Source organism: Streptomyces sp. NPDC055239 (assembly GCF_053606205.1).
This window is the reverse complement of record NZ_JBSGRD010000020.1, coordinates 1-25,609: the sequence shown is the minus strand read 5'-3', so window position 1 is coordinate 25,609 and position 25,609 is coordinate 1. Positions and strand designations below refer to the sequence as shown.

At 69.1% G+C, this 25,609-nt stretch carries 26 protein-coding genes; 13 read left to right on the top strand and 13 right to left on the bottom strand.

What is annotated here, in order from left to right; all coding sequences use genetic code 11:
• The first annotated feature begins 47 nt into the window (after positions 1-47).
• The gene (locus ACWFRJ_RS40935) at positions 48-1,292 is read left to right on the top strand and encodes a cytochrome P450 (RefSeq protein WP_453543499.1); all 1,245 of its coding nucleotides are present in this window, start codon (positions 48-50) and stop codon (positions 1,290-1,292) included.
• Positions 1,293-1,431: 139 nt separating this feature from the next.
• On the opposite strand, the gene ACWFRJ_RS40930 is transcribed toward ACWFRJ_RS40935, so the two are convergent.
• On the bottom strand, positions 1,432-2,163 hold the full coding sequence (locus tag ACWFRJ_RS40930) for a TioE family transcriptional regulator (protein ID WP_453543497.1): 732 nt from the start codon (positions 2,161-2,163) through the stop codon (positions 1,432-1,434).
• A 58-nt stretch (positions 2,164-2,221) separates the two neighbouring features.
• Between ACWFRJ_RS40930 and ACWFRJ_RS40925 the strand changes: the two genes are divergently transcribed.
• Both ACWFRJ_RS40925 and ACWFRJ_RS40920 read left to right on the top strand, forming a co-directional pair.
• Entirely contained in the window at positions 2,222-3,442 is a 1,221-nt protein-coding gene (locus ACWFRJ_RS40925; RefSeq protein ID WP_453543495.1) for an erythromycin esterase family protein, read from the top strand.
• Positions 3,443-3,533: 91 nt separating this feature from the next.
• Positions 3,534-4,313 carry an NAD(P)H-dependent oxidoreductase gene (locus ACWFRJ_RS40920; protein WP_453543493.1) on the top strand — a complete coding sequence of 260 codons (780 nt, stop codon included), beginning with the start codon at positions 3,534-3,536 and terminating at the stop codon, positions 4,311-4,313.
• A 25-nt stretch (positions 4,314-4,338) separates the two neighbouring features.
• On the opposite strand, the gene ACWFRJ_RS40915 is transcribed toward ACWFRJ_RS40920, so the two are convergent.
• A complete protein-coding gene (locus ACWFRJ_RS40915; protein WP_453543491.1) occupies positions 4,339-5,058 on the bottom strand; it encodes an ABC transporter permease in 720 nt (239 codons plus the stop codon).
• Between the two features lie 37 nt (positions 5,059-5,095).
• Positions 5,096-6,013, bottom strand: coding sequence for an ABC transporter ATP-binding protein (locus ACWFRJ_RS40910; RefSeq protein WP_453543489.1), 918 nt, complete (start codon positions 6,011-6,013; stop codon positions 5,096-5,098).
• Positions 6,014-6,199: 186 nt separating this feature from the next.
• Here ACWFRJ_RS40910 and ACWFRJ_RS40905 point away from each other — a divergent pair, with 186 nt between their 5' ends.
• Together ACWFRJ_RS40905 and ACWFRJ_RS40900 are read left to right on the top strand one after the other, a co-directional pair.
• Entirely contained in the window at positions 6,200-7,336 is a 1,137-nt protein-coding gene (locus ACWFRJ_RS40905; protein WP_453543487.1) for a sensor histidine kinase, read from the top strand.
• Positions 7,333-7,935, top strand: a complete 603-nt coding sequence (locus ACWFRJ_RS40900) for a response regulator transcription factor (protein WP_453543485.1) — start codon at positions 7,333-7,335, stop codon at positions 7,933-7,935. The genes ACWFRJ_RS40905 and ACWFRJ_RS40900 overlap by 4 nt, the downstream gene beginning before the upstream one ends.
• Positions 7,936-7,958: 23 nt before the next feature.
• Here the strand turns inward: ACWFRJ_RS40900 and ACWFRJ_RS40895 are convergent, their stop codons facing one another.
• Complete coding sequence (locus ACWFRJ_RS40895; protein WP_453543483.1) at positions 7,959-8,639, bottom strand: ankyrin repeat domain-containing protein; 681 nt, start codon at positions 8,637-8,639, stop codon at positions 7,959-7,961.
• Positions 8,636-9,274, bottom strand: coding sequence for a TetR/AcrR family transcriptional regulator (locus tag ACWFRJ_RS40890; RefSeq protein ID WP_453543697.1), 639 nt, complete (start codon positions 9,272-9,274; stop codon positions 8,636-8,638). The genes ACWFRJ_RS40895 and ACWFRJ_RS40890 overlap by 4 nt, the downstream gene beginning before the upstream one ends.
• 151 nt (positions 9,275-9,425) lie before the next feature.
• Between ACWFRJ_RS40890 and ACWFRJ_RS40885 the strand changes: the two genes are divergently transcribed.
• On the top strand, positions 9,426-9,983 hold the full coding sequence (locus tag ACWFRJ_RS40885) for a GNAT family N-acetyltransferase (RefSeq protein WP_453543481.1): 558 nt from the start codon (positions 9,426-9,428) through the stop codon (positions 9,981-9,983).
• Between the two features lie 28 nt (positions 9,984-10,011).
• On the opposite strand, the gene ACWFRJ_RS40880 is transcribed toward ACWFRJ_RS40885, so the two are convergent.
• Positions 10,012-10,632: a LysE family translocator gene (locus ACWFRJ_RS40880; RefSeq protein WP_453543479.1), complete on the bottom strand. Its 621-nt coding sequence runs from the start codon at positions 10,630-10,632 to the stop codon at positions 10,012-10,014.
• Positions 10,633-10,744: 112 nt separating this feature from the next.
• Between ACWFRJ_RS40880 and ACWFRJ_RS40875 the strand changes: the two genes are divergently transcribed.
• Entirely contained in the window at positions 10,745-11,197 is a 453-nt protein-coding gene (locus tag ACWFRJ_RS40875; protein ID WP_453543477.1) for an Lrp/AsnC family transcriptional regulator, read from the top strand.
• A gap of 65 nt (positions 11,198-11,262) precedes the next feature.
• On the opposite strand, the gene dgoD is transcribed toward ACWFRJ_RS40875, so the two are convergent.
• From dgoD to ACWFRJ_RS40850, 5 genes are all read right to left on the bottom strand, one after another.
• A complete protein-coding gene (gene dgoD, locus ACWFRJ_RS40870) occupies positions 11,263-12,408 on the bottom strand; it encodes a galactonate dehydratase (RefSeq protein ID WP_453543475.1) in 1,146 nt (381 codons plus the stop codon).
• A gap of 69 nt (positions 12,409-12,477) precedes the next feature.
• On the bottom strand, positions 12,478-13,254 hold the full coding sequence (locus tag ACWFRJ_RS40865) for an SDR family NAD(P)-dependent oxidoreductase (protein ID WP_453543473.1): 777 nt from the start codon (positions 13,252-13,254) through the stop codon (positions 12,478-12,480).
• A gap of 121 nt (positions 13,255-13,375) precedes the next feature.
• On the bottom strand, positions 13,376-13,912 hold the full coding sequence (locus ACWFRJ_RS40860) for a GNAT family N-acetyltransferase (RefSeq protein ID WP_453543471.1): 537 nt from the start codon (positions 13,910-13,912) through the stop codon (positions 13,376-13,378).
• A 73-nt stretch (positions 13,913-13,985) separates the two neighbouring features.
• On the bottom strand, positions 13,986-14,483 hold the full coding sequence (locus ACWFRJ_RS40855; RefSeq protein WP_453543469.1) for a cupin domain-containing protein: 498 nt from the start codon (positions 14,481-14,483) through the stop codon (positions 13,986-13,988).
• A 105-nt stretch (positions 14,484-14,588) separates the two neighbouring features.
• Positions 14,589-15,212: a sigma-70 family RNA polymerase sigma factor gene (locus ACWFRJ_RS40850; RefSeq protein ID WP_453543467.1), complete on the bottom strand. Its 624-nt coding sequence runs from the start codon at positions 15,210-15,212 to the stop codon at positions 14,589-14,591.
• Positions 15,213-15,290: 78 nt separating this feature from the next.
• On the opposite strand from ACWFRJ_RS40850, the gene ACWFRJ_RS40845 reads away from it, so the two are divergent.
• The 4 genes from ACWFRJ_RS40845 (at position 15,291) to ACWFRJ_RS40830 (ending at position 21,239) form a co-directional block, all read left to right on the top strand.
• Entirely contained in the window at positions 15,291-16,118 is an 828-nt protein-coding gene (locus ACWFRJ_RS40845; RefSeq protein ID WP_453543465.1) for an alpha/beta fold hydrolase, read from the top strand.
• A gap of 71 nt (positions 16,119-16,189) precedes the next feature.
• Positions 16,190-17,809, top strand: coding sequence for an FMN-binding glutamate synthase family protein (locus tag ACWFRJ_RS40840; protein WP_453543463.1), 1,620 nt, complete (start codon positions 16,190-16,192; stop codon positions 17,807-17,809).
• Complete coding sequence (locus tag ACWFRJ_RS40835; protein ID WP_453543461.1) at positions 17,809-19,539, top strand: thiamine pyrophosphate-dependent enzyme; 1,731 nt, start codon at positions 17,809-17,811, stop codon at positions 19,537-19,539. Before ACWFRJ_RS40840 ends, ACWFRJ_RS40835 begins: the two co-directional genes overlap by 1 nt.
• Before the next feature lie 179 nt (positions 19,540-19,718).
• Positions 19,719-21,239 carry a catalase gene (locus tag ACWFRJ_RS40830; RefSeq protein WP_453543459.1) on the top strand — a complete coding sequence of 507 codons (1,521 nt, stop codon included), beginning with the start codon at positions 19,719-19,721 and terminating at the stop codon, positions 21,237-21,239.
• A gap of 52 nt (positions 21,240-21,291) precedes the next feature.
• On the opposite strand, the gene ACWFRJ_RS40825 is transcribed toward ACWFRJ_RS40830, so the two are convergent.
• On the bottom strand, positions 21,292-21,804 hold the full coding sequence (locus tag ACWFRJ_RS40825) for a carboxymuconolactone decarboxylase family protein (protein ID WP_453543457.1): 513 nt from the start codon (positions 21,802-21,804) through the stop codon (positions 21,292-21,294).
• Positions 21,805-21,884: 80 nt separating this feature from the next.
• A complete protein-coding gene (locus ACWFRJ_RS40820) occupies positions 21,885-23,930 on the bottom strand; it encodes a SpoIIE family protein phosphatase (RefSeq protein WP_453543455.1) in 2,046 nt (681 codons plus the stop codon).
• A 191-nt stretch (positions 23,931-24,121) separates the two neighbouring features.
• Between ACWFRJ_RS40820 and ACWFRJ_RS40815 the strand changes: the two genes are divergently transcribed.
• Together ACWFRJ_RS40815 and ACWFRJ_RS40810 are read left to right on the top strand one after the other, a co-directional pair.
• Complete coding sequence (locus tag ACWFRJ_RS40815) at positions 24,122-24,874, top strand: hypothetical protein (protein ID WP_453543453.1); 753 nt, start codon at positions 24,122-24,124, stop codon at positions 24,872-24,874.
• A 161-nt stretch (positions 24,875-25,035) separates the two neighbouring features.
• Positions 25,036-25,464, top strand: a complete 429-nt coding sequence (locus ACWFRJ_RS40810; RefSeq protein ID WP_453543451.1) for an SRPBCC family protein — start codon at positions 25,036-25,038, stop codon at positions 25,462-25,464.
• Positions 25,465-25,609 lie beyond the last annotated feature (145 nt).

Genomic DNA, 25,609 nt, shown 5'->3' with positions numbered 1-25,609 from the left:
CCCCATCCCTCCCCCGGCGACTTCCCGACCACCACAGAAGGACGGACATGACCAGCGTGCCCCCCACAGACACCGCCCCGGCCGACATACCCGACTTCCCCCCGGCCCGCTCAGCCGTCTGCCCCTTCGACCCGTCGCCGCAGATGCGCGACCTGGCCAAGCGCGGCCCGCTGACGAAGGTCCGCTCCTGGGGCGACAGCACCCCCTGGGTGGTGACCGACCACGCCGAGCAGAAGGCGCTGCTCGCCGACGCCCGGCTGAGCGCGAAGTTCTCCAACCCCGGCTTCCCCAGCCCGGTCGCCCCTGATCCGGCCCATCAGCACGCGGGCAACGCGACCGACTTGAGCTTCGTCGGCCTGGACGACCCGGAGCACTCGCGGCTGCGCCGCATGGTCAGCGGGGTGTTCACCATCAAACGCGTCGAGGCGATGCGCCCCGTCGTCCAGAAGATGACGGACGGCTTCATCGACGACATGCTCGCCGGGCCGAAGCCCGCCGACCTGGTCCAGGCCCTCGCCCTGCCGATCCCTTCCCTGGTGATCTCCGAACTGCTCGGCGTGCCGTACGAGGACCACGCCTTCTTCCAGAGCAACAGCAAGGACATCGTCTCCGCCGTCGCCACCCCCGAGACACGGCAGGCCGCGCACGCCAACCTGGGCGAGTATCTGGACCACCTGGTCGAAGAGAAGCTCACGAGCCCCGGCGACGATCTGCTCTCCCATCTCGGCGAGCAGATCAAGGCGGGTGAGCTCACCCGCCGCCAGGCCGTCGCGATGGGCGTACTGCTGCTCCTCGGCGGGCACGAGACCACCGCCAACATGATCACTCTGGGAACTCTGCTGCTGCTCCAGCACCCCGACCAGCTCGCCGTCATCCGCGACACCGACGACCCCAAGGTGGTCGCCTCCGCGGTGGAGGAACTGCTGCGCTATCTCTCCATCGTGCACCTGGGCCGACGCAGGACGGCACTGGAGGACATCGAGATCGCGGGCCGGACCGTTCGCGCCGGCGAGGGCGTGATCCTGCTCGGCGAGCTGGCCAACCGGGACCCCTCGGTCTTCCCCGACCCGGACCGCCTCGACATCGCCCGTGACGCTCGCCTGCACCAGGCCTTCGGCACGGGCACGCACCACTGCGTCGGTCAGCCCCTGGCCCGGATGGAACTGCAGGTCATCTACCCGACCCTGTTCCGACGCATCCCCACTCTGCGGGTGGCGACGGGCCTGGAGGAGATCCCTTTCAAGTACGACGCCGTCATCTACGGGGTCCACCAGTTGCCGGTCACCTGGTGAAGAACGGGCGCCCGCTCCTGCCGCGCACCGGTCGGTCCACGTCCACCAACTCTCACCCTCACGCTCACCTTGAGGGTGAGACGCCACTCGATGCGCGTAACGGGTCAGCCCGGCAACCGAAGCCTCATCCGCCGAAGCCTCATCCGCGCTTGCGGAGGTACGCGTCCAGCTCCGCGGCGCCGTTCAGCATCTCCCGCCCGCGGGCGGAGAGCCGACCGTGCCAGTCGTGCAGTGCGGCCTCCAGCGGCTCAAGGCCGCCGGCCGCACGCACCTGGGCGATCAGCGGAGCGATCTGCTCGAGGAGGTAGCCGCCCCGCCTGAGCTGGTGGGCGAGCCGGGCGTCCCGTACGTCGGCCTCGTCGTAGACGCGGTACCCGGTCCGCGGGTCGCGGACCGGGCTCACGAGACCCGCCCGCTCCCATTTGCGCAGCGTCGCGGGCCGGATTCCGAGCTGCTCCGCCAGCGGCCCGATGAACGTGCCGCCGGGTTCGGATCCGACGCCGGATCCGGACCCCGTGGTGGGCTCCAGGTCGCGGAGTGCGCTCTCCACGGCCTGGAGGGTCCGCCGGTCGTCGAGGAGCTGGGCGTGGCTCTCGTCGATGAGGCGGAACGCCCCGTCGACCGCGCCCTCGTTCACCGCCCGCATGATCGATGTCGCCGTCCGGTGGCCGTGGCCGGGCATCAGAGCCAGAAACGTGCGCAGGGCCGTCGCGTGGAGCGACGTATAGGTGCGGTAGCCGTGAGGTGTGCGGGCGGCGGCAGGGAGGACGCCCGCCTCTTCGTAGTTCCTGATCGCCTGCGTGGACAGACCGTGCCCGCGCGCGAGATCGACCGGCCGCAGCCGATCACCACTTTGAAGGTTTCTCCCCATAGAGCCGACGATATCGCGGAAAAGTTTCAACCGAAGGTTCAACGATACCGTTTAAGGCATGGTTACTGACGTCAAAGACACCGCCCATGCCGTCGAGGCCGCCACGGTCATGAGGCTGCTCCCGGCCCGCCGGCCCCGGCTGCTCGCCCTGGGCGAGCCCACCCACGGCGAGGACGCTCTGCTCGACCTGCGCAACGAACTCTTTCGGCAGCTCGTCGAGCAGGAGGGCTACCGGACGATCGCGATCGAGAGCGACTGCGTGATGGGCCTGGTAGTGGACGAGTACGTCACCTCCGGCACAGGCACGCTCGACGAGGTCATGGAGCAGGGCATCAGCCACGGCTGGGGCGCCTCCGCGGCCAACCGCGAGCTCGTGCGCTGGATGCGCGCCCACAACGTCCGCGCCGCCGACGAAGGCAGGCCCGCCTCCGAACGGCTCCGCTTCGCCGGTTTCGACGGCCCGCTGGAGATGACTCACGCCGAGAGCCCCCGCCAGGCCCTCACCGCACTCCACGACTACCTCGCGACCCACGTCGACGCCGACCTGCTCCCCTGCACGGCGGACACCCTCGACCGCCTGCTCGGCGCCGACGACCGGTGGACCGATCCCGCCGTGATGTGGGACCCGACCCGGTCCACGGGGCAGTCGCCCGAGGCCGGTCGACTGCGGCTGCTCGCCGACGATCTGGTGGCACTGCTCGACCGGCAGACGCCACACCTGCTCGCGACGACCTCACGGGACGACTGGGACCGGGCACGCCTGTACGGGCGTGCCGCCATCGGCCTGCTGCGCTATCACCACTGGATGGCCGACACGTCGACGGCCCGCATGACCCGCCTTGCGGGTACCAGGGACCAGATGATGGCCCACAACCTCCTGGCCCTCGCTGAACGGGGCCCGGCACTCGTCCATGCCCAGAACGCACACCTCCAGCGGCCCAAGAGCTCGATGCGGATGGGCGGGATGCCGCTGGAGTGGTGGAGTGCCGGTGCGCTGGTGAGCGCGCAGCTCGGGGAGGAGTACGCCTTCGTGGCCACGGCACTCGGCACGATCCGGCACCAGGGAGTGGACACGCCGCCGCCGGACACCCTCGAAGGGCTCCTGTACACGCTCCCGGAGGACCGCCGCGTCATCGACGCCCCGAGTCTGGCAGCCGCCCTGGCCGACACACCTCCCGCGCACCGCGCATCCCCCTGGTTCGGCTACGCCCCGCTCGACCCGGCCCACTTGACGGACATCGACGGCATCGTGTTCGTCAAGGACATACCGCAGAGCTGACACCCTCACCTCCCCCCTCTGGCCAGATCCTTGCACTCCCTGGCCATCTGGCCACTCGTCGCCCGCCGGGCCGCGGCGGAGGATCGATGCCATGAAGATTCTTTGGGTATTCGCACACCCCGAACCGCGGTCCCTCAACGGTTCCCTGCGTGACGACGGGATACAGGAACTGCGTGACCTCGGGCACGAGGTCCGCGAGTCCGATCTCTACGCCATGGACTGGAAGCCCGTGGTCGACTCCGGTGACTTCCACCGCGAAACGGCCGACCGGCTCCTGGTCGGCGCCGAGCAGGAACACGCCTACAGCGCGGCGAAACTGACGGACGACATCACCACCGAGCAGGAGAAGATCGCCTGGGCGGACGCACTGGTGTTCCAGTTCCCGCTGTGGTGGTTCGGGCCGCCGGCCATCCTCAAGGGATGGTTCGACCGGGTACTCGTGCAGGGCTTCGCGTTCGGGCTCCAGGACCACCGGGGGCGAACCCTGCGCTACGGGGACGGCGGCCTCGCGGGCAAGCGCGCCATGGTCATCACCACGGTCGGCGCGCGGGAGTCGGGCTTCGGGGCACGCGGGATCCACGGCCAGCTGGACGAGGTGCTGTTCCCGCTCCTGCACGGCACCTTCTGGTACACGGGGATGGACGCACTCCCGCCGTACGTCGTCTACGGCGCCGACCGCCTCGACGCCGACGGCTACCTCTCCCACGCAGCCGAACTGCGCGACCGACTCCGCACGCTGTCGGACACCACGCCGCTCCCCTACCGCCACGAGCACAACGGCGACTACGACGACGCACTCGTCCTGCATCCGGAGATCGAACCGGACCTCACGGGCGTCGCGGCACACAGGTCACGAGCAGCAAGGCGCTGACACACCCCTGTCAGGGACGAGGAGGTCAGCGGCGCGGTTCCCAGCGGAAGAGGCGGAAGGCCAGTGCTACGGAGATGATGACCCAGCCCAGTGTGGGCAGCAGCAGGGGCAGGGACTCCGCCACGGGAACGCCGCCGTTCCAGGCGTTGAGGGCCAGTTCGGTGGCTGAGCCGCCGGGGAGCAGGCGTTTGAGCAGGGTGAGCTCCTCGGTGCCGGTGATGGCCACCCAGTTGGTGACGGCCATCGTGCCGAGGCTGACGGGCAGCGTGGTCACCTGAGCGTGCTCGGGGGAGTTCGTCAGTCCCGCCGTGGCGAGGCCGAGGCCGAGCATCATGACCACCGTGGAGAGGACCGCCGCCGCCAGGAGGAGCACGTTGTCCGGCGCGCCCGCGACCCCGGCAAGCACGGCGAGGATCACGGTCACCTGGACCAGTGCGAGGACGGTGACCGGGAGTACGAGGCCGGAGAGGATGCCGGCGTCGCTTGCCGGGGTGGAGCGCAGCCGCTTGAGGAAGAGCGTCTGACGGCGCGAGGCGAGCGTGGTCACCGTACTGGCGTAGAGCCCGAAGGCGGCCACGGTGAACATCACCACCGCCGCGATGTATCCCAGGCTGCGCAGGTCCGCGAAGGCTTCGTGCTTGTAGACGAAGAACGCGCAGGCCGCCACGGGAATGATGAAGCTGTTGAGCAGAACAAGACGGTTGCGGAAGATCTGGATGAGCTCGCTCAGAGCGATGGGGAGCATCGTGAGGGTCCTCTTCTCGGGAAGGTCCGGGAGTGGGCTACGCGCTGCCGATGGCGCGGAAGACGTCATCGAGCCGCGTCGGTCCGGCCTGGAGTTCCTCCAGCTCCACCGCGTTGGCGTCCGCCCAGCCGAGGAGGGTGTGGAGGTCCTTCTGCAGGTGGAAGGTCTTGACGACGAACCCCCCGTCCGTCTCTCGCGCGGCCCGGAGCGGTAGCGCAGGCACGGCGGTGGCCGTGGCGGTGGCGGTGTCGGTGTCGGTGGCGGGAAGAGAGAAGCGGATGGCGGCCGGGAGCGTCCGCGTCAGCTCGGCGACCGTCCCCTCCTGGTGAAAGGCGCCCATGTGCATGAGCCCGATGCGGTCGGCGCGCTGCTGTGCCTCCTCCAGATAGTGCGTGGTGAGCACGATGGTGGATCCGTCTTCGCGCAGCTTGTCCACGGCGTCCCACAGAGCGTCCCGGGACTGGATGTCCAGGCCGGTGGTCGGCTCGTCCAGGAAGATCAGCTCAGGGTTCCCGTACACGGCGGTGGCGAAGTCCAGGCGCCGCTTCTCGCCGCCGGAGAGCTGCGACACCTGGGTGGCGGCCTTGTTCGTGAGGTCGACGATGCTGAGCACGCGCTCGACCCTGTCCTCACGCCGGGAGAGTCCGCCGATCAGGCGGATCGATTCCTTCACCGTCAGGTCCGGGGAGAATCCGCTCTCCTGCAGCATGATGCCCATCCGGTGCCGCACGGCGTGCCGGTCGCGCGGGCTGCGTCCGAAGACGCGCACGGTGCCCGACGTGGCCGTACGGTGGCCTTCGATGATCTCCAGGGTCGAGGTCTTTCCGGCCCCGTTGGTGCCGAGAAGCGCGTAGAGCTCTCCCTTGTTCACCTGGAAGGTCAGGTCTTTCACAGCGTGAAAGTCGCCGTAGCTGATGTTCAGACGTTCTACGTCGATGACTGGTGTCGAGGTCATGCTTCGATTTCAGCCGTCGTCACGCTCGTCCGGCAGGGGCGTGGTGTCATCACCGCGCCATGACATTCCTTGGGGTGCAGGCATGACGTGGCGTCACTGGTGGCGCCCTCTGAGCCGGAGGAATATTGCGGGGCAGGCAGACTCTGCTGTCCTCCCCCACCCCCGACCCCGGAAAGCCACCACAAGATGCCTGAGCACGCCCAGACGACGCAGGGACGGCTGCGCGGCGTCAACCTCGCCATGATCATCCCGCCGCTCGCCGCCGTGGGGGCGGTTCTGGTGGCGGTCGATGCCAGGTCGTGGTGGGAGGGTGCTCTCCTGACCGTGGGGGTGGTCGCGGCCCTGGTGGTCATCGAACGGTGGACAGCCGGTGACACCTCGCGCGTAGCGCTCCCCTGCCTGATCATCACCGCTGCCGTATGGGTGCTCGGAGTCCTTGTGACCGACAGTCACACGGCGTTCTACGGCATCACGATCGTGGGCCCCTACTTCATCTCTCAGCTGTCCCGCAGCCACCGCGTCCCTGCGACCCTGGCACTGAGCGCGTTCGTCGCCGCGGTGGGCGCGGCGAAGCTCCTTGAACCACCGGCCGATGTCACCGGCGTCCTGATCCGGTACGTCCTCCTGCCCACGGGCATCATGGTGGTGGCAACCGTCCTCATGTTCGCCAACCAGCGCTTCTACGAGGTCATCGAGCAGTCGCGGGAACGCGAGGCGGAGCTGGCCGTCATCCGGGAGCGCATCCGATTCGCCGGCGATCTGCACGACATCCAGGGCCACACACTGCATGTGGTGAAGCTGAAGATCACCCTGGCCGAGAAGCTGCTGCGCAGCGACATCGAGCGCGTGGAGGAGGAACTGCGGGAGGTGCACGCCTTGGTCGGTGACACCATCGCCCAGACCAAGGAGCTCGCCCACGCACAGCGGCGGCTGAACCTGTCCGTGGAGCTGGAGAACGCGAAGAACCTCTTCGAAGCCGCGGGCATCCGGGTACGCGTCAACCGCGAGGCCGACCCCGATGAGAGAGTGAACGGGCTGCTCGGCCAGGTACTCCGCGAGACGACGACCAACATTCTGCGCCACGCCCAGGCCACGCGGGTGCGGATCACTCTCTCGGAGTCGGGCATCAGCATCGTCAACGACGGCGCGCGGGAAGCTCCCCTTCCGGAGCTCAGTGGCCTTGCCACCCTCAAGGAACGAGTAAGCGACGACGGAGGCGAGCTGACGGTGGAGCAGAAGGACGGACGGTTCCTCACGGCCGCGGAATTCCGCTCCCTCCGCCCGGCGAAGCCGCACTCCGCGGCGCGGGAGGAGAGCCGATGACCAGCGTGGTGCTCGCCGACGACGAGGCCCTGCTCCGTAAAGCCCTGGCGGCACTGCTGCCTCTCGAAGGCGACATCACCGTGCTCGCCGAGGCACAGGACGGCGCATCGGCCATCGAGGCCACCCTGCGGCACCGGCCTGACGTGCTCGTCATCGACCTGGAGATGCCCGGTGTGGACGGACTCGGCGCTGTCGCGGAGATCCGCCGCGCCCAGCCGGACCAGGTGATCCTGATGCTGACCCGCCATGCCAGGCCCGGGGTGCTCCGCAAGGCCCTGAAGCTCGGGGTCCAGGGCTTCGTCAGCAAGTCGGCGGAGCCCGCGCACATCACGACGGTCATCAACACCCTGCACGAGGGCAAGCGTTGGATCGACCCTGACGTCTCCGCACTGGCAGTCGTCGACGACTGCCCGCTCACCGACCGGGAGATCGACGTCCTGCGGGTGACCGGCGACGGGTACTCCGTCGCCGAGATCGCCACCCGACTCCGCCTGGCGCAGGGCACCGTACGCAACTACCTCTCGAACGCCATGCAGAAGACCCAGACACGGACCCGGCACGACGCGGCGCGCTATGCGCGTGAGCACGACTGGCTGTAGCGGCGGACGGCCGGTCGGCGCGGTCAGGCGGGAGGGGACGGCATGGGGGCGCGTTCGATCTTGGACCAGCCCTCGGGGGTCACGCGGTAGTGGTCTCCGTCGTCGCCGTCCATCCGCGAGTGGCCGTGCACCCCCAGGACGTTCTCATCGAGCCTGTCGAGCCAGTAGGTGAAGCCGCCCATCATCCCGATCACGCGGAAGAAGATCTCCACGGCCGGCCCCTCCGTCAGTGGGGACAGCGGCGGCAACCGGTACTCGGTCTCCTCGAAGACGCTGCCGGTCTTCTCCCGCAGCAGCGTATGGAAGTGGCGCTCCAGCACATCCGGCGGTCCGGGAAGCTGCCGCACCGCGACCGGCTCGAGAAGCTCAAGGAGATGCGTGTGCCCCCGCTCCCGCGCCACGTCGACGGCACGCCGCCCGTCACGGGTGCGCTGCGTACGCCAGGCGCCGTGCGCGATCAGCCGGGAGACGACAGCGAAGTCCGCGCCGTGCCAGGCCGCTTGATGCAGCGGGGCGAAGCCGCTGCGATACCCGGGCCGTGCGAAATTGGCCTGCGCGGGATGCTTCCCCAACTCCTCGAACAGGCCGTTCCAGTCGGCGTCCCTGGCCAGGTCCGCGGACCGGTCCCGCTGCTTCAGGTACCAGTCGTTGTACCGCTCGCGATCGTTGAGCCCGTCCCACTCCATCGGCTCGATAATGATCATCCGGACACGCTAGCCGACCCGCCGGGGACACTGGGGCCGCCCACCGGGTCGGCTTCGCCTGCGGCTCGCTCCCCCTGGGCGGCACCCTCCGCGCCCATCCGCGCCAAGTACTCGTCGACCAGCGCGATCTGCCGTTCGGCAGGGAACTCCACGGGCGCGAACAGGGCCTGGACGACAAGACCCAGCACGAAGCTCTGGGCGGCCGCCGCGGTGTCCTCGGTCCGCGGGCCGAGCGGCAGTTCGCCAAGATCCTTGGCGTCCGCGATGTGCCCGGCCATCCGCTCGCGCGCACGGCGGTACCGCTCGGCGTGCTCCTGGGCGAGCTCCGGGTCGGCGAGCGCCACGTCCCAGGAGGCCACCCAGATCCGGTTGCTCGCCGCGCTCTCGTCGTCCAGGGGGAGGATGTCGAGCAGCGTCGCCCGCAGCATCACCGTCCCGGCCGCGTCCCCGGCCCGCTCGGCCGCCGGGCGCGGGCGAGCGGCCGAGCGCCGGTCGAGTACCTCGAGTGCGTGTCTCAGGAGGGCCCGCTTGCTGGGGAAGTAATGCGTGAGGAGACCAGTGGTGGCGTCCATCTCCGCGGCGACCGCGCGCAGGGTGAGCCCGCCGAAACCGCGGGCGGCAAGCACCCGCCACACCGCCTGGGAGACCTCGGTCCTGCGAGCGTCATGGTCGGTACGGGCTGGCGGCGTCATAGCCGTTAGAGTACATACCCAACGTTCGTTACGTACCTGAGTGCCAAGCGCCTGAGTGCCACGCACCCGAGTGCCACGCCGCATAGGACCAGCCATGTATGCCATACCGCTGACCGAGAACGCCGAGCTCCGCACGCTGGAGCCCTGGCAGGACGCCGAGTTCCTGGCCCACATCGACCGGGCCCGGTCCAACACCGACCCCTGGATCCCGTGGGCCACCCGCTCCACCGATCTGGCGTCCGCCCGCGCCACCCTCCAGAACTACGCGGACAGGCAGGCCGCCGACTCCGGTCGGATCTACGGGATCTGGCGGGACGGCACGCTGATCGGCGGCGTGATGTTCGTGCAGTTCGACGCCGAGACCGGCAACTGCGAGATCGGCGCCTGGGCCGAGCCCGCGGGTGAGGGCCACGGCCTGATCAGCGCCTCGGTCCGGCACTTGATCGCGTACGCGTTCGGCGAGCGCGGCATGCACCGGATCGAGTGGTGGAACAGCGCCGGGAACGCCCGCAGCCGTACCGTCGCCCAGCGCATGGGCATGCACCTGGACGCCACCCTGCGCGAGCAGTCCCTGTACAAGGGGGTCCGCCACGACATGGAGGTCTGGTCCCTGCTCGCGCACGAGTGGCGGGGCGAGCCGAACGCCGCGTGACGTACTCACCTCAGGCCTCGTACTCGCCTCAGGCAGCGAGGCGTTCCGCGAGCAGCAGTACGCCGATCACGATCATGGCAGCGCCCGAGACACGGGTGACGGCGCGCGCTGCGGCGGGGCGCGCCCGCAGGATGGTGCGGGCAAGCACGCCCACGCACAGGTAGATCGCCGCGCAACTGAGCGTGTGCACCAGGCCGAGCGTGCCGATCTGCGCCGCAAGGGGCCAGCTGCCGTGCGGGGCGGTGAACTGCGGAAGCAGGGCGAGGAAGAGCAGGAGCGCCTTGGGGTTGAGGCCGCTGATCCCCACTCCCTTGAGGACCCGGGCCCCCACCGCCCCGCTCTCCGCGTCCTGCGACGCGGTCCCGGCGACGGCGGGCCGGGCAAGCGTCGTGGCGCCGAGCCACACCAGGTAGAGGGCGCCGAGGACGGTCAGGGCGGTGAGGACGGACGGTGTCCGCGCGACGACCGCCGCCACCCCGGCGGCGACCACGGCGGTCAGTGCCAGATAGCCGAGCAGAAGGCCACTGACGGCCGGCACCACGGACCGGTCACGGAGCCCGGCGTTGATCGCGTAGGCCCAGTCCGCCCCCGGCACGAGGATGAGCAGGACTGAGACCGCCCAGAAGGCGGTTATGGAGCTGACAGCCACGACGTACTTTCTCCCTCTCAAACAGGTTCCGAGAAGGAGATTAGTTCCGATATGCCCAAAGGTGTTTCCAAGTATTGCCAGCTGGAGCAGCCACAGTGGCAGGATCTGCCTCATGGATGATGTGGACCGGAAGATTCTTGCCGAGCTCCAGAAAGACGGCCGTCTGACGGTCACGGAACTGGCGGCCCGCGTGCGGCTCAGCCTCTCCCCCTGCCACCGTCGGCTGCGCGAACTCGAACGCGGCGGGGCCATCCGCGGCTACCGCGCGATCCTGGACGCGGGCGCCGTGGGTCTGAGTTTCGAGGCGCTGGTCTTCGTCACGATGCGCCAGGAGGACCGCGACACCGTCTCCGCCTTCGAGCACGCCCTCACCGAGATTCCCGAGATCCTGCAGGCCGAGCGCCTCTTCGGGGATCCCGACTATCTCGTACGCATCGTCAGCAAGGACCTGCCCGCCTTCCAGCGGCTCTACGACGACAAGCTCGCCACCCTGCCCGGTGTGCAGCGGCTGAGCTCGACGCTCGTCATGAAGCACGTGGTGTACGAGCGGGCTCTGCCCCTGTGAGAGTCAGCGGCTGCTCGGGGAGCCTTCGGAGAGCCCCCAGGGAACCCTCATGGGCCCCGGAGAGCTCACCACTCGGCGAACGAGCCGTCCTCGTGCCGCCACACCGGGTTGTGCCAGTCAGCCTGACTGTCGTCGGCCGCGCGCACCGCCTTCTCGTCGATGTCGATGCCGAGCCCCGGTCCGGTCGGGCGCAGGAGATGGCCCTGGTGGAAGCGGAACACCTCGGTGTCGGCGAGGTAGGACAGGACGTCGGCGCCGGTGTTGTAGTGGATGCCGATCGACTGTTCCTGGATGAGGAAGTTGGGCACGCTGACGGCGATCTGCAGGCTGGCGGCCAGCGAAACGGGGCCCAGCGGGCAGTGCGGGGCGATGAGGGTGTCGAAGGTCTCGGCCAGCGAGGCGATGCGGCGGACCTCGGAGATGCCGCCCGCGTGGGACAGGTCGGGCTGCAGGACCGCGACACCGGCTTGCAGCGCGGGCAGCACGTCCTGCCGTGAGAACAGGCGCTCGCCGGTGGCGATCGGCAGGGGCGAGGAGGCGACCAGGTCGGGCAGCAGGTGACCGTACTCCGGCAGGAGCGGTTCCTCTACGAACATGGGCGCGAGCGGCGCCAGGTGAGGCAGAAGGCGGCGGGCGTTGGCGGCATGGAACCGGCCGTGGAAGTCCAGCGCGAAGTCCCTTTCGGGGCCGAGGACTTCGCGGGCCGCGGTGGCGCGGGTGACGATCTCGTCGATGTCGGCGACGGTGGCAAGGCGGTTCATACGCCCGCTCGCGTTCATCTTGACCGCGGTGAAGCCCGCCTCGACCTGGGCCGTCACGTGATCGGTGATGTGGGCGGGGGTGTCTCCGCCCACCCAGCTGTAGGCGCGTACCCGCTCGCGGACCGGACCGCCGAGCAGCACGTGCACGGGCGCGCCGAGCCGCTTGCCCGCGATGTCCCACAGCGCCTGGTCGAGCCCGGCCACCGCGCTGGAGAGGACCGGGCCGCCCCGGTAGAAGGACCCCTTCGTCATCACCTGCCAGTGGTCCTCGATGGCCGACGGGTCCTTGCCGATGAGGAGTTCGGCCAGCTCGCCGACGGCCGCACGGACCGTGGCCGCGCGCCCCTCGACCACCGGCTCGCCCCAGCCGACGACTCCCTCGTCGGTCTCCACGCGGCACAGCAGCCAGCGGGGCGGTACGGAGAATGTCTCTACGCGAGTGATCTTCATCGGGTGAACCTCCTTGAGCGGCGGGGCAGATCCGGGTTTCGATGCGGCGAGGTTGGTGTCGGTGTCGGCTCAGGCCGATGTCTTGTACACGCTCCAGCCGCCGTCCACGACGAGGCTGGCCCCGGTGACGAAGGACGCCTCATCGCTCAACAGGAAAGCCGCGCTCGCCGCGACCTCGTCCGGGCGCCCGAGCCGGCCCGCGGGGGTCTGCTCGATGCTCCGGGCCCGATCGTCCGCGCCGATGGCGTCCCAGGCCCGGGTCAGGATGGGTCCCGGCAGGAGCGCGTTGACCCGTACGCCGGGTGCGTACTCCACCGCGAGCTGGCGGGCCAGACCGGTCAGGCCCGCCTTCGCCGCCGCGTAGGCAGGACGTCCGGGCAGCCCCATGACAGCGTGCACGGACGAGACGAGGACCACCGCGCCTCGTGTGGCGCGCAGGTCGTCCAGACAGGCTCGTACGCCGAGAAACGCACCGGTCAGCATGACCGCCAACTGCCGGTTCCAGTCGGCCGGTTCGATCGCGTCGGCCGCGCCGCCGCGCACCGTGTAGGCATTGCTGAGCAGCCCGGCCACCGGACCGAAGTGGGCGCGGGCGACCGCCACCGCCCGCGCCCACGACTCTTCTTCCGCCACATCGCACGCCGTGAACACCGCGCGCCCGCCGTCCTTACGGATGGAATGTGCGGTGCGCTCGCCCTCCTCGGCATCCACATCAGCGACCACCACCCCGGCCCCCTCGGCGGCGAGCCGCCCGGCCGTCGCCGCGCCGATCCCGTTGGCTCCCCCGCTCACCACCACACAACGACCGACGAACCGCTGACCGGGCCCCGACGACTCAGCACTCACAGGCAACTCCCCGCCCTACGCACCGGCTCACACGGAAACAGACAGACATCCCCCGCCCCCACCATTAACCACCACCCGACACGCTGCCGCCAACACCCCCTCCGCCCTCAGATCGCCCGCATCACGTGGGACGGACCGGCTGCGCGGCAAGGTCGATGGTGAAGGCCACCCGGTCCAGGCCGGGGCCGTCGTAGTTCGGCTTCACGGTCGAGACCGTGAAGCCGAGCCGGGTGTGGAAGGACTGCGACGCGGTGTTCTGCGGGCTGGTGATGCAGTGCACGTACCGGCGGCCGTGCGATCGGGCGAGAGCGAAGAAGGCCCGGTACAGGGCGCGCCCGATGCCCTGCCCGTGCAGTTGCGGGTCGACACCGACGAAGTGCACGTAGGCGGCGTCGGGTTCGGTCTGCGAGAGGAAGCCGACCAGGAAGGCCGCGAGCTGTTCCCCATTTCCCCCGTCATTTCCCCCGTCGCGCTCGATCACAAAGCTGGTGGTGGTGAAGTGCTGGAAGTAGAGCCGCGGCAGGAGCAGCGCACGTTCCAACGCCCCTGCCTGCCCTTTCAGACCACCCCACCACGCGTCCAACACCTCGAGCACTCGCGGATGGTCGTCCTCGGCAAGGTGCCGTGCCGTCAGTCCACCAGGAAGGTCAGGGATCATCACCGCAGTCTGTCATCGGCACCGAGCACGCCGCCAGGAGCCCGAGACCTCGGCCTACGTCCCCTTTTCCCGCTCACGAGGCAGCGAGCGCATCGCGCCAGACAGGGCTGTCGACATAGTGGTTGTCATAGCGCTCCGAAGACTCCGCGATCTTCTCCGGGTCGGTCTCACCGCGCATCACGCTGCCGAGGAGGCGCAGGTAGTCGAAGCGGGCCATGCCGGGCGTGAAGAGGAACAGGACGTCCGCCTCGCAGCCCGGTGCGGCGGCGAAGGCGTGCGGGGTGTGCGGTGGCACGGCAAGGAAGTCACCGGCGTTCAGGACGGTGATCTCGTCGCCCACCAAGACCTGGAGAGAGCCGCTGATCACGAAGAAGAGCTCCGTGGCCTTGGTGTGGAAGTGCGCGGGAGCGCCGACGGCCCCCTCGGTGAAAGTGGAGCGGTACGCGGTGAACCCGCCCTCCGGTCCGTCCGTGTCGGCAAGCAGCGTCATCACACTGCTCGGGTCGGCGGAGGTCTCGGCCTCCGCGGCGCGGGTGAGGAGAGCGGCGAAGTCGGCGTTCTTGCTGTTCATGGTGGTGTCCCCTTCGGTTCTGCGACGAACTCGCGTCCTTGTGATCACCACTGTATGAAGCCGAAAGACCTGTGCCAGAGTGCAATTTGGTGCCAGAATGCAGGGTCAATTTCCGAGCTGGTCGCGCTGGATCTCACGGGCGAGGGCGCGACGCACGGAGGCCGAGCCGGTGACGGTGACGGTGACGTTCGCGGGGATGTCGAGCGCGCGGCTGATCCCGTCGTACGCCTCCCGGTAGTTACCCGGCAGCTGCGCCTGATGCTGCCTCAAGTCCTCTTCGAGGAGACGCCGTAGCTCGTCGACGCTCTGGGAGGTGAAGCGCTTCTTGCCCCGGGCGAGGGCGTTGACGCAGCGGGTGCACCGGGCACTGTCGTCCAGGGTCTCGGAGACCTCCTCGGCAAGGCCCCACAGACGCCCTTCGAGCCAGGGGAGGTCTCGCTGGTCGAGGTGGAGGTTCATCGGGGGCGGCCGGTCGCCCGGCTGCAGGTGCTCCGTCATCTGCGCGTGCTTCGTCATCTGCTTGGACACGGCGGGCTGGCTCATGTCCGCGAGCTCGGCGATCTTGTCCTGCGTCCAGCCGAAGTCGGCGAAGAGCTTGATCATCTCCGCGCGCAGTTTCCGCATCTCCTCGCCCGCGCGGATGACTTCGTTCATGCCGGCGAGCATCCGCCCGGCCTGCTTCTCGGTCAGCGCCCCGGAGTTCCGGTGAGTGTCCCCTTTACCTGCCATGGCTCGGTTATACAGTCCAGCGCCCCGCCCCCCATAACCGGGTTGTATAACTTGGTTATAAGTGTCAGGATCCGCGTCATGCCTACCTACTCCGCACTCGACGGAACCCAACTCGCCTACCACCTGCACGGAGAGGGCGACCCTGTCGTGTGCGTCCCCGGCGGCCCCGCGGACTCCCGCTATCTCGGCGACCTCGGCGGGCTTTCCGCGCACCGGCAGCTGATCGTCCTGGACACGCGCGGCACCGGCCGGTCCGCGATCCCCGAAGACCCCACCTCCTACCGGTGCGACCGCCTCGTCGAGGACGTCGAGGCCCTGCGCGAGCACCTCGGACTCCCCCGGATGGACCTGCTCGGCCACTCCGGCGGTGCGAACATCGCCACGCAGTACGCGGCCCGGTATCCGCGCAATATCGGCAAGCTCGCCCTGATCGGCCCGGGAACCCGGGCCGTCGGTATCGAGATCACCGGGGAGACGCGCCGTGAGCTCGCGCTGTCTCGCAAGAACGAGCCGTGGTTCCCACCTGCCTTCGCCGCCCTGGAGGCGATCATGGACGGCTCCGGCACGGACTGGGAGGCCATCAGCCCCTTCTTCTACGGCCGGTGGGACGCCGCCGCCCGGCAGCATTGCGCGGCCAGTCGGCCGAGGAACGAGGAAGCGGTCACCGGCTTCGCGGCAGAGGGCGCCTTCGACACGGAGGCCACTCGTTCGGGCCTCGCGGACTGTGATGCACCCGTCCTGCTGCTCACCGGGGAGTTCGACGTGAACAGCCCTCCTCAGCAGACGGCCGAATTCGCGGCGCTGTTCTCCGATGCGGCTCTCGTGGTGCAACCGGCAGCGGGTCACTATCCCTGGCTGGATGACGCCGACCAGTTCGTGGCGACCACCGCGGCGTTCCTGGAGTAGCACCCCGGAAGGCCCCCGACGCGTCGGCCGTGCGCATGTATGACCGACTGAATTCCGGTCAGATGGGGCCCATGACGCGTTTCGCAATGGTGGGCCTGCTGACGGCCTGCGCAGTGGGCGGTGTACTGCTCGCCCTCCTCGTATCCCCGTGGTGGTGGTTCGCCGGGGCTCTGTTCGTGGCCGCTGCCCTGACCGGGGTGTACGACCTGGCCCAGAGGCGGCACTCCGTGCTGCGGAACTATCCCGTGCTCGGTCATCTGCGGTTCCTCATGGAATCGCTGCGCCCGGAGCTCCAGCAGTACTTCGTGGAGCGCAACTACGACGGCAGGCCCTACGACCGCGACACGCGCAGCATCGTCTACGAACGGGCCAAGGGTGTCGCTGCCGAGGAACCGTTCGGCAGTGAGCGTGACATGGACGAACGCGGCTACGAGTTTCTCGTACCGTCCATGGCGCCGGCGAAGGTGTTGGACGAGCCGCCCCGCGTCCGGATCGGCGGCCCCGACTGCACCCAGCCGTACGACATGGCGCTCCTCAATGTCTCGGCGATGAGCTTCGGCTCGCTCTCCTCCAACGCCGTCCTGGCGCTGAACACGGGCGCGGAACGCGGCGGGTTCGCGCACGACACCGGCGAGGGCGGCCTGTCCGAGTACCATCTGCGGCCGGGCGGCGATCTCGTCTGGGAGATCGGCACCGGCTACTTCGGCTGCCGCACCCGCGACGGAGACTTCGACGCGCGGCAGTTCGCCGAGAAGGCCGCGCATCCCGCCGTGCGCTGCGTGTCGCTCAAGCTGTCGCAGGGCGCGAAACCGGGGATGGGAGGTGTCCTCCCCGGCAGCAAGGTCAACGCCGAGATCGCCTCGGTGCGGGGTGTGCCCGAGGGCGAGACGGTTGTCTCACCGCCTTACCACCGTGTCTTCTCCACACCTCGTGAACTCGTCCGCTTCCTCGCCCGGCTGCGGGAACTGGCGAACGGCAAACCGGTGGGCTTCAAGCTGTGCCCCGGGTCCCGGACCCAGTTCCTCGCCGTGTGCAAGGCCATGGCGGCGGAAGGGATCACCCCCGACTTCATCGTGGTGGACGGTGTGGAGGGTGGCACGGGCGCCGCACCACTGGAATTCGCCGACCACATCGGCACGCCGCTCACCGAGGGCCTCATCACCGTGCACACGGCCCTGACGGGCACGGGGCTGCGGGAACGTATCCGCATCGGCGCCAGCGGCAAGGTGGCGACGGGCTCCGACATCGTCAAGCGCCTCATCATGGGCGCCGACTACACCAACGCGGCCCGCGCGATGATGTTCGCCGTCGGCTGCATCCAGGCCCAGCGCTGCCACACCAACCACTGCCCGACCGGCGTCACCACCCAGGACCCGCACCGCGCCCGCGCCCTGGACGTCGTGGACAAAGCCCAGCGCGTCACGCGCTATCAGCAGAGCACCGTCCGCAGCGCGTTGCAGATCATGGCCGCGATGGGCGTCCGCGACGCCGCGGAACTCGGCCCGCATCTCCTGCGGCGCCGCGAGGACCACGGCCGGTTCCGCTCCTACGCCGAGCTCTACGAATGGCTGTCCCCCGGCGAACTGCTCGCCGCACCGCCCGAGAGCTGGGCCGCCGACTGGCAGGCGGCCGATCCGGACACCTTCGCGATGGGACAGCGAAAGCCCCGATCCGTCGAGAGGAACACCTGATGGCCCGCACTGTTGCCCGCGTCGTGATCGACGCCCTGGAAGAACTCGGAGTGCGCCATGTCTTCGGCGTCGTGGGGGATGCGCTGAACCCCCTCACCGATGCCATCCGCGACAGCGGGTCCGTCGAATGGGTGAGTTGCCGCCACGAGGAGGCAGCGGCGTTCGCCGCCGGCGCCCAGTCCCAGCTCACCGACACCCTCGGCGTCTGCATGGGCACGGTCGGGCCGGGCTCCGTGCACCTGCTCAACGGGTTGTACGACGCCGCCAAGAGCGGAACCCCGGTGCTCGCCATCGCCGGCCAGGTGCCGCTCGCCGAGGTGGGCACCGACTATTTCCAGGAAGTCGACAACGACCTCCTCTTCCGTGACGTCGCCGTCTTCCGCGCCACCGTCACCTCCCCGGAGCAGATGCCCGGCCTCCTCGAGATCGCCGTACGCAATGTGATCGGGCGCCGCGGCGTGGCCGTACTGACGGTCCCCGGCGACATCGGCGACCAGGAGCTGCCGAAGGACCGGCCGGTCCGGCTCTCCGTCGCCGAGTCCGCCAACCGGCCCGACGACCCGGTGCTCGACGACGCTGCCGCGGCCCTCTCCGACGGTGGCAAGGTCACCATGCTCGTGGGCCGCGGGGCGCGCGGGTCCCGCGAGGATGTCCTGGCTCTCGCGGAGCGCCTCGCCGCGCCCATGGTGCTCACGCTCAAGGCGAAGGACGGCTTCGAGGGCGACAACCCCTACCAGGTCGGCCAGACGGGGCTCATCGGCAACCCGGCCGCCTCGCACGCGATGGACCACGCCGACACCCTGCTGCTGCTCGGCACCGACTTTCCGTACCGGGAGTGGTATCCCCAGGGCAAGAAGGTCGTGCAGGTCGACCGGGTCGCCGAGCACATCGGCCGGCGTGTACCGGTCGACGTGGCCCTGGCCGCGGACGTCGGCCCCACGGTGCGTGGACTCCTCGATCGTCTTGAGCGGCGCACGGAGCGCGACCATCTGGACGGAGCGCGGAAGAAGTTCACCACCTGGCAAGAGGGACAGCAGCGGCTCGCCGCACCCGGGCACGACCGCGGGCTCATCGGCAAGGTGCGGTCCGCCTTCGACAACCGGGATCACCTCGTACGCCCGGAAGCGCTGGCCGCCGCTGTGGACACTCTGGCGGCCGATGACACCGTCTTCACCTCGGACACCGGGATGGCCACCGTGTGGCTCTCGCGGTTCGTCGAGATGCGGGGATCCCGGCGCCTGCTCGGCTCGTACAACCTCGGCTCGATGGCCAACGCGATGCCACAGGCCATCGGCGCGCAGCTCCTGGATCCCGACCGGCAGGTCGTCGCCTTCTGCGGCGACGGCGGCCTCGGGATGCTCCTGGGCGACCTCATGACCATCCGCAGCCGACGGCTGCCGGTGAAGCTCGTCGTCTTCGACAACCAGCGGCTCGGGATGGTGAAGCTGGAGCAGGAGCAGGCGGGGCTTCCGGAGTTCGGCACCGAACTCGACAACCCGGATTTCGCCGCGGTCGCCGAGGCCATCGGCATCACCGGCATCCGGGTGAGCCGCGCCGAGGACCTCGCCGAGGGAGTCGGCCGGGCCTTCTCCACGCCGGGTCCTGTCCTCCTTGACGTCCTCACCAACCCCGAGGAGATCGCGGTACCGGGCAAGCCGACCGTTCAGCAGGGCTGGGGGTTCGCCATCGCCAAGATCCGCGAGAACCTCACGAGCCCCGGTGGCCACTGATCAGCGGCCACTGAGAGGGATCGGAAGCGCTCACCACGTATCAGCGGCGCCAAGTCGGGCACTCGGACTCTGGCAAATGGCCACATGTGAATAAAAGCCGCAAGATGGACTCGACGCCGACCCGCCTCCGGCCCTATGCGGCGCAGAGATCACCACCCACCGAAAGGCACTCGTCACCCATGAGCGACGTCACAGGTAAGGCGACCACCACGGACGCCGGTGCTCCGGTCGAGAGCGATGAGCACTCGCTCACCGTCGGCGCCGGTGGGCCGATCCTCCTGCAGGACTCCTATCTGATCGAACAGATGGCGCAGTTCAACCGGGAGCGGATCCCTGAGCGGCAGCCGCACGCCAAGGGCAGCGGCGCCTTCGGACACTTCGAAGTCACCAACGACGTCAGTGCCTACACGAAGGCCGCCCTCTTCCAGCCGGGCACCCGGACCGACCTCGTGGCCCGGTTCTCCACCGTCGCCGGCGAGCGCGGGAGCCCGGACACCTGGCGTGACCCGCGCGGATTCGCGGTGAAGTTCTACACCACCGAGGGCAACTACGACATGGTCGGGAACAACACCCCGGTCTTCTTCGTGAAGGACCCGATGAAGTTCCAGCACTTCATCCGGTCCCAGAAACGCCGGGCGGACAACAACCTCCGCGACCACGACATGCAGTGGGACTTCTGGACCCTCTCGCCGGAGTCCGCCCATCAGGTCACATGGCTGATGGGTGACCGGGGCATCCCGCGCTCCTGGCGGCACATGAACGGCTACACCTCGCACACCTACATGTGGATCAACGCGCAGGGTGAGCGGTTCTGGGTGAAGTACCACTTCAAGACCGACCAGGGCGTCGAGCACTTCACCCAGGACGAGGGTGACCAGATGGCCTCGGCCGACACGGACTATCACACCCGGGATCTCTTCGAGCACATCCGGGACGGCGAGTACCCCAGCTGGACCCTGCACGTGCAGCTGATGCCGTACGACGACGCGGCCACCTACCGCTTCAACCCGTTCGACCTGACCAAGGTGTGGCCGCACGCGGACTACCCGCTGGTCGAGGTCGGCAAGATGACCCTGGACCGCAACCCCACGGACAACCACGCCGAGATCGAGCAGGCGGCGTTCCAGCCGAACAACCTGGTCCCCGGCATCGGCCCGAGCCCCGACCGGATGCTCCTCGCGCGGCTGTTCTCCTACGCCGACGCACACCGTCACCGCATCGGCGGCAACTACCAGCAGCTGCCGGTCAACGCTCCGGTCGCGCCCCTGCGTACGTACTCCAAAGACGGGGCCATGGCGTACAACAAGACGGAGGACCCGGTCTACGCACCGAACTCCAAGGGTGGCCCGGCAGCCGACACGAGCCGCTACGCCCCGCCCAGCTGGTACGCGGACGGTGACATCACCCGTGCCGCGTACGTCGATCACGCCGAGGACGACGACTGGGGACAGGCGGGCACCATGGTCCGCGAGGTCCTCGACGACGCCGCGCGCGACCGCCTCGTGAACAACGTCGTCGGGCATCTGCTCAACGCGGTGAGCGAACCCGTGCTCGCCAGGGCCTTCGCGTACTGGTCGAACATCGACAAGTCCATCGGTGAGCGCATCGCGCAAGGAGTGCGCGCCAAGGCGGACCAGAAGGACCCCAAGGCCGGGGAGCAGGCCAACCCGGCTCGCAGCAGCATGCAGGGCAAGGCCTGAACCATCTGCGCCCGTCGGCCGCTCCTGGGAAGGCAGCGGTCGACGGGCGTTCTCAGTTCCAGGGGTCGGTGAACGAACGGCCGGGCACCGGCTTGGCGATGAGTGCCACGGCGATGAAGAAGTTGACCTGGCCGATCGCGAACATCAGGGTGGCAAGGGCCTTGGGCTCGTAATGCTCCGCCGCCTGGGCGTAGAGCTCGTCGGAGACCCGCTCGCCATTGCCGTGCGCGGACGGCTGAAGCACGGCTTCCACCAGTGCGAGCGCGGCATGTTCGGCACCGGTGAAGTAAGGAGAGTCCTGCCAGGAGGCCACCGACGTGATGCGCTCCTCCGACTCACCGGCCTTGCGCAGGAAGCCCGTGTGCAGCACGGTCAGGTAAGTGCTGCCGACGATCTGGCCCGCCCGCAGCTGCACAAGGCTGATCGTGGTGCGGGGCACGGAACCGTTGCCGGTGACCTTGAACAGCGCCGCCGACACCGCGGCAAGTTCGGGGACGAGCTGCGCGGGGTCCTCGGTCATCCGCGGAACCGTCGCGACCTGCGCCGTGATCGAACGTGTTTCCATCACTGTCTCCTCAGGGTTTTCATGCTGCTTTCACTGCCCTGACGGATCGCGGCGGAGAAACGTGACAGCGAGGGAGTCGATCAGGCTTCCGGCGCGGCGAAGTCGCACCAGACGGCCTTGCCCTCGCCGCGCGGCTCGACTCCCCAGCGTGACGCGACCGCCTCCACCAGGAGCAGTCCACGGCCGGATGTGGCGGTCTCCACCGGCGACCTCTTGCGGGGGCGGGTACTTGAGCGGTCCTTGACCCAGAGGCGGACACGGCGGGGCGGTCCTGTGAGCACTTCGAGCGTGAGGATGGCACCCCCGTCGGTGTGGACCAGGGCGTTGACGAGGAGTTCGCCCGCCGCCACCTCGACATCGTCGGCGACTGCCCCGAGCCCCCACGAAGCGAGGTGTTCCCGCAGCGCCGCACGGGCGTCGGCGAGTCCTTCGGGGTCGGCCTGGTGGACGTACCGATGGATGCGAGGCTCCTGGAGCGTGCCGGGGTCGGGGAGCCTGCGCAGGACCAGGAGTGCTACGTCGTCACTGCTGCCCCATCTCTCCCACAGCGCGCGGGAGAGGTGGTCCGCCAGGTCTTCGGCCGTCTCGGGTCCCGCGGACAACACGTCGGCGAGGTTCTGGATCCCGGTGTCGAGATCGAGACCGGCGTCCTCCACGAGTCCGTCCGTGCAAAGGACCATGGTCTCGCCCGGCACGAGGTCGAGCCGCACCTCGGGGTAGTCCTCCATGCCGAAGTCGGTGGCAAGGCCGAGGGGCAGCCCGCCACGGACCCGTGGCACGCCCACCCTGCCGTCCACATGCCGCACGAGGGGTGGCAGATGTCCGGCCCGCACGGCGCGCACGATGCCGGTGGTGGGGTCGAACTGGGCGTAGGTGCAGGTGGCGAACCGCTCGGTGTCCAGCTCGGACAGGAAGCGGGAGGTGCGCGAGAGCACCGTCGCGGGAGGGTGCCCCTCGCCCGCGAAGGCCCGCAGGGCGATGCGCAGTTGCCCCATGATGGCCGCGGCATGGGTGTCGTGTCCTTGTACGTCGCCCACCACCACGCCGATGCGCCCGCGGGGCAGGGTGATGACGTCGTAGAAGTCACCTCCGACGTCACGGCCGCCCCAGGCCGCGTGGTAGCGCACGGCGACCTCGGAGTCAGGGACGTCGGGGACCCCGCGCGGCAACATCGTGGCCTGCAGACTCTTGGCGAGGTCGCGTTCCTCGTCGAAGAGCATGGCGCGCTGGAGCGACTGGGCGACGATGCCGGAGAGACCGATGCAGAGGTTGCGGTCCGCGTCGGTGAAGTCCTTGCGGCCACGGTAGAAGAGGGCGAGTCCGCCGATGGCGCGGTTCTGCGCGACCAGAGGCAGGAACGCCGCCGAGTCGAGCTCCATGTGGTCGATGTAGGGCCCGAGGCGGGTGAACCGCTGCCCCAGATCGGGCAACGCGCCCACGAAGCTGGGCTGTCGGGTCAGGACGGCCTCGACCAGCGGCAGCGATTCGTCGACCTTGTACAGCTTGAGTTCGTCGAGGGCCTGCATCGTCTGGCCCACCAGGGCGATCAGCTTCAGGTCGTCCCCCTCGACCAGGCCGAGGACGAGGCCGTCGGCGGCGAACCGGTCAAGACCGCTCGCGCCGGAGAGGACGGCCACCACGTCGTCGACCGTGACGGCCCGGGAGAGGGCCTCCGTGGTGCCCTGCACCATCAGGGCGATGCCCTGGCGGCGCTCCTCCCTGGGATCGGTGGCCGCGAGTTCCGTCCCGTCGTGCTCGGCCGTCCGTACGAATCCGACGGCGCGCCCGACCCTGCCGTCGTCGTCGCGCAGGATGCGTCCACGGGCGTGACTGAGGTGCAGCGAGCCGTCGCGGTGGCGGACACGGAAGTAGAGACCGTAGAGGTCGACGCCCGTGGCGGCCGCCTCCTTGACGGCGTGCCTGATGCGCACGACCTCCTCCGGGGGCACGCGCTCCCGCAGTGAGGTCACCGTGCCGCTGAACTCGTCGGGGAGCAGGTCGAGCACCACGAGGGCACTGGCGTCGAGACTGAGTTCACCGCTGTCCAGGTCCCAGTCGAAGCTGCCCATGCCGGTCAGGAGCAGGCGCTGTTCCAGATCGATGTGTGACTTCTTGGCTGACGTCATGTCTGTCTCCGTATGCCGCTCGGTCACCATAAGCGCCAGGCGCCCCGGACGCGCGGCCGTGGACCGGCGCAGAAAGTGGAAATCGACCTTCCGGTGATCTGTCGGGGCGAGGGGGTAACCGGTTGTTTCGCGGCCCCGTCGGGGCCGCGGATGAAGCGGAGGGCGCAGGCGCGTCCCGGGAAGGAGCAGACATGGTGAAGGGCAGTCGAACCATGGCGGCCGCGGTAGCCGGAGCTGCGTTAGTGGCCCTGGCCGGGTGCGGCGGCGACGGCTCGGACGACAAGGACAAGCCGTTCGCGGGCAAGAGCGCCGATCAGATAGCCGCTGACGCGGTCGAGGCCACCGAGCAGGCCGACTCGATGCACATGAAGGGGACGATGCAGCAGTCCGCGGGTTCCTCGATGACCATCGACCTGTCGGTGGACCAGCAGAAGAACTGTGACGGCACCATCCGGTCGGAGGGTGCGTCCGCGGACGTGCGGCACACGAAGGGGACGTTCTATCTGCGGGGCGACGAGAAGTACTGGGAGAACGCCCTCAAGGGCCAGTCCGGCAGCGACAAGATCGTGCCGAAGGTGGCGGACAAGTGGGTGAAGGCACCCGCTGACGACGCGACGACGAAGAACATGTGCGACAAGAAGGCGCTCATGGCTTCCATGGACAAGGACAAGTCGGAGCGCAAGGGCATGAAGAAGGGCTCTACGACGAGCGTCGACGGCACCGAGACGATCCGGCTGACGAAGAAGACCTCCGGCGGCGAGACCGTCACGCTGTACGTGGCCACGGAGGGCAAGCCGTACATCCTGCGTACGACGTCGACCGGCGGCAAGAGCCCCAACACCGCCACCTTCAGCGACTACGGCAAGTCGGTCAGCCCGCAGGAGCCCGCGCCCGGCGAGACCGTGGACCTCAAGGAGCTCGCCGCGTCCGGCCAGAAGGCCTGACGCCCACGCGGTGGCGTGACATCCACGCAGGGCCCCGACACCCGCGCAAGTGGCGTGACGTCTTCGCATGGTCCGGCTGCGGCGGGGTACCGGAGGTCCATGTTCCACCGGCCCGGAGACCGACTCCGTGGCCACTCCCCCGCACAGAAAGAGAGGTGCGTATGTCCGCGTCCCTGCTCGAGTCCGTCGATGTCCAGGCACCGGTTTCCGTCGCCTGGGAGCTGTGGAGCGACGTGACGCGCTGGCCTTCCTTCCTCAGCCACGTACGCCTGGTCGAGCCGATGGACGAGCGGCGCTTCGCCTGGCAGCTGGAACTGCCGGGCGCGGAGAAGAACTTCGTCGCCGAGCTCACCGAAGTGGTGCCCGAGAACCGGATCGCCTGGCACACCGTCGAGGGGGTGGACCACGCGGGCGTGGTGACCTTTCACCGCCTCAGCGACACCACGAGCCGGGTGACACTCCAGATCGAGTACGACCCCAAGGGCTTCGTGGAACACCTGGGCGCCCTCACCAATCTCGACTCCACCCTGGCCAATTACGACCTGGGTGAGTTCCAGAAGATCGCGGAGAAGGCAGCGGCGGCACGGTAGATCCCTGAGCCCTGCACGGCGGGACCACGGACGAGATACGGCGCCGCGTTCGCTTCAGATACTTCTGCAGAAGTTTATGTTTGCGACCCGGGGGCCCCCCCACCCGCGGGAAGGCCCGGGTCGGGGGGGGTTGGGGGGGGGCCGA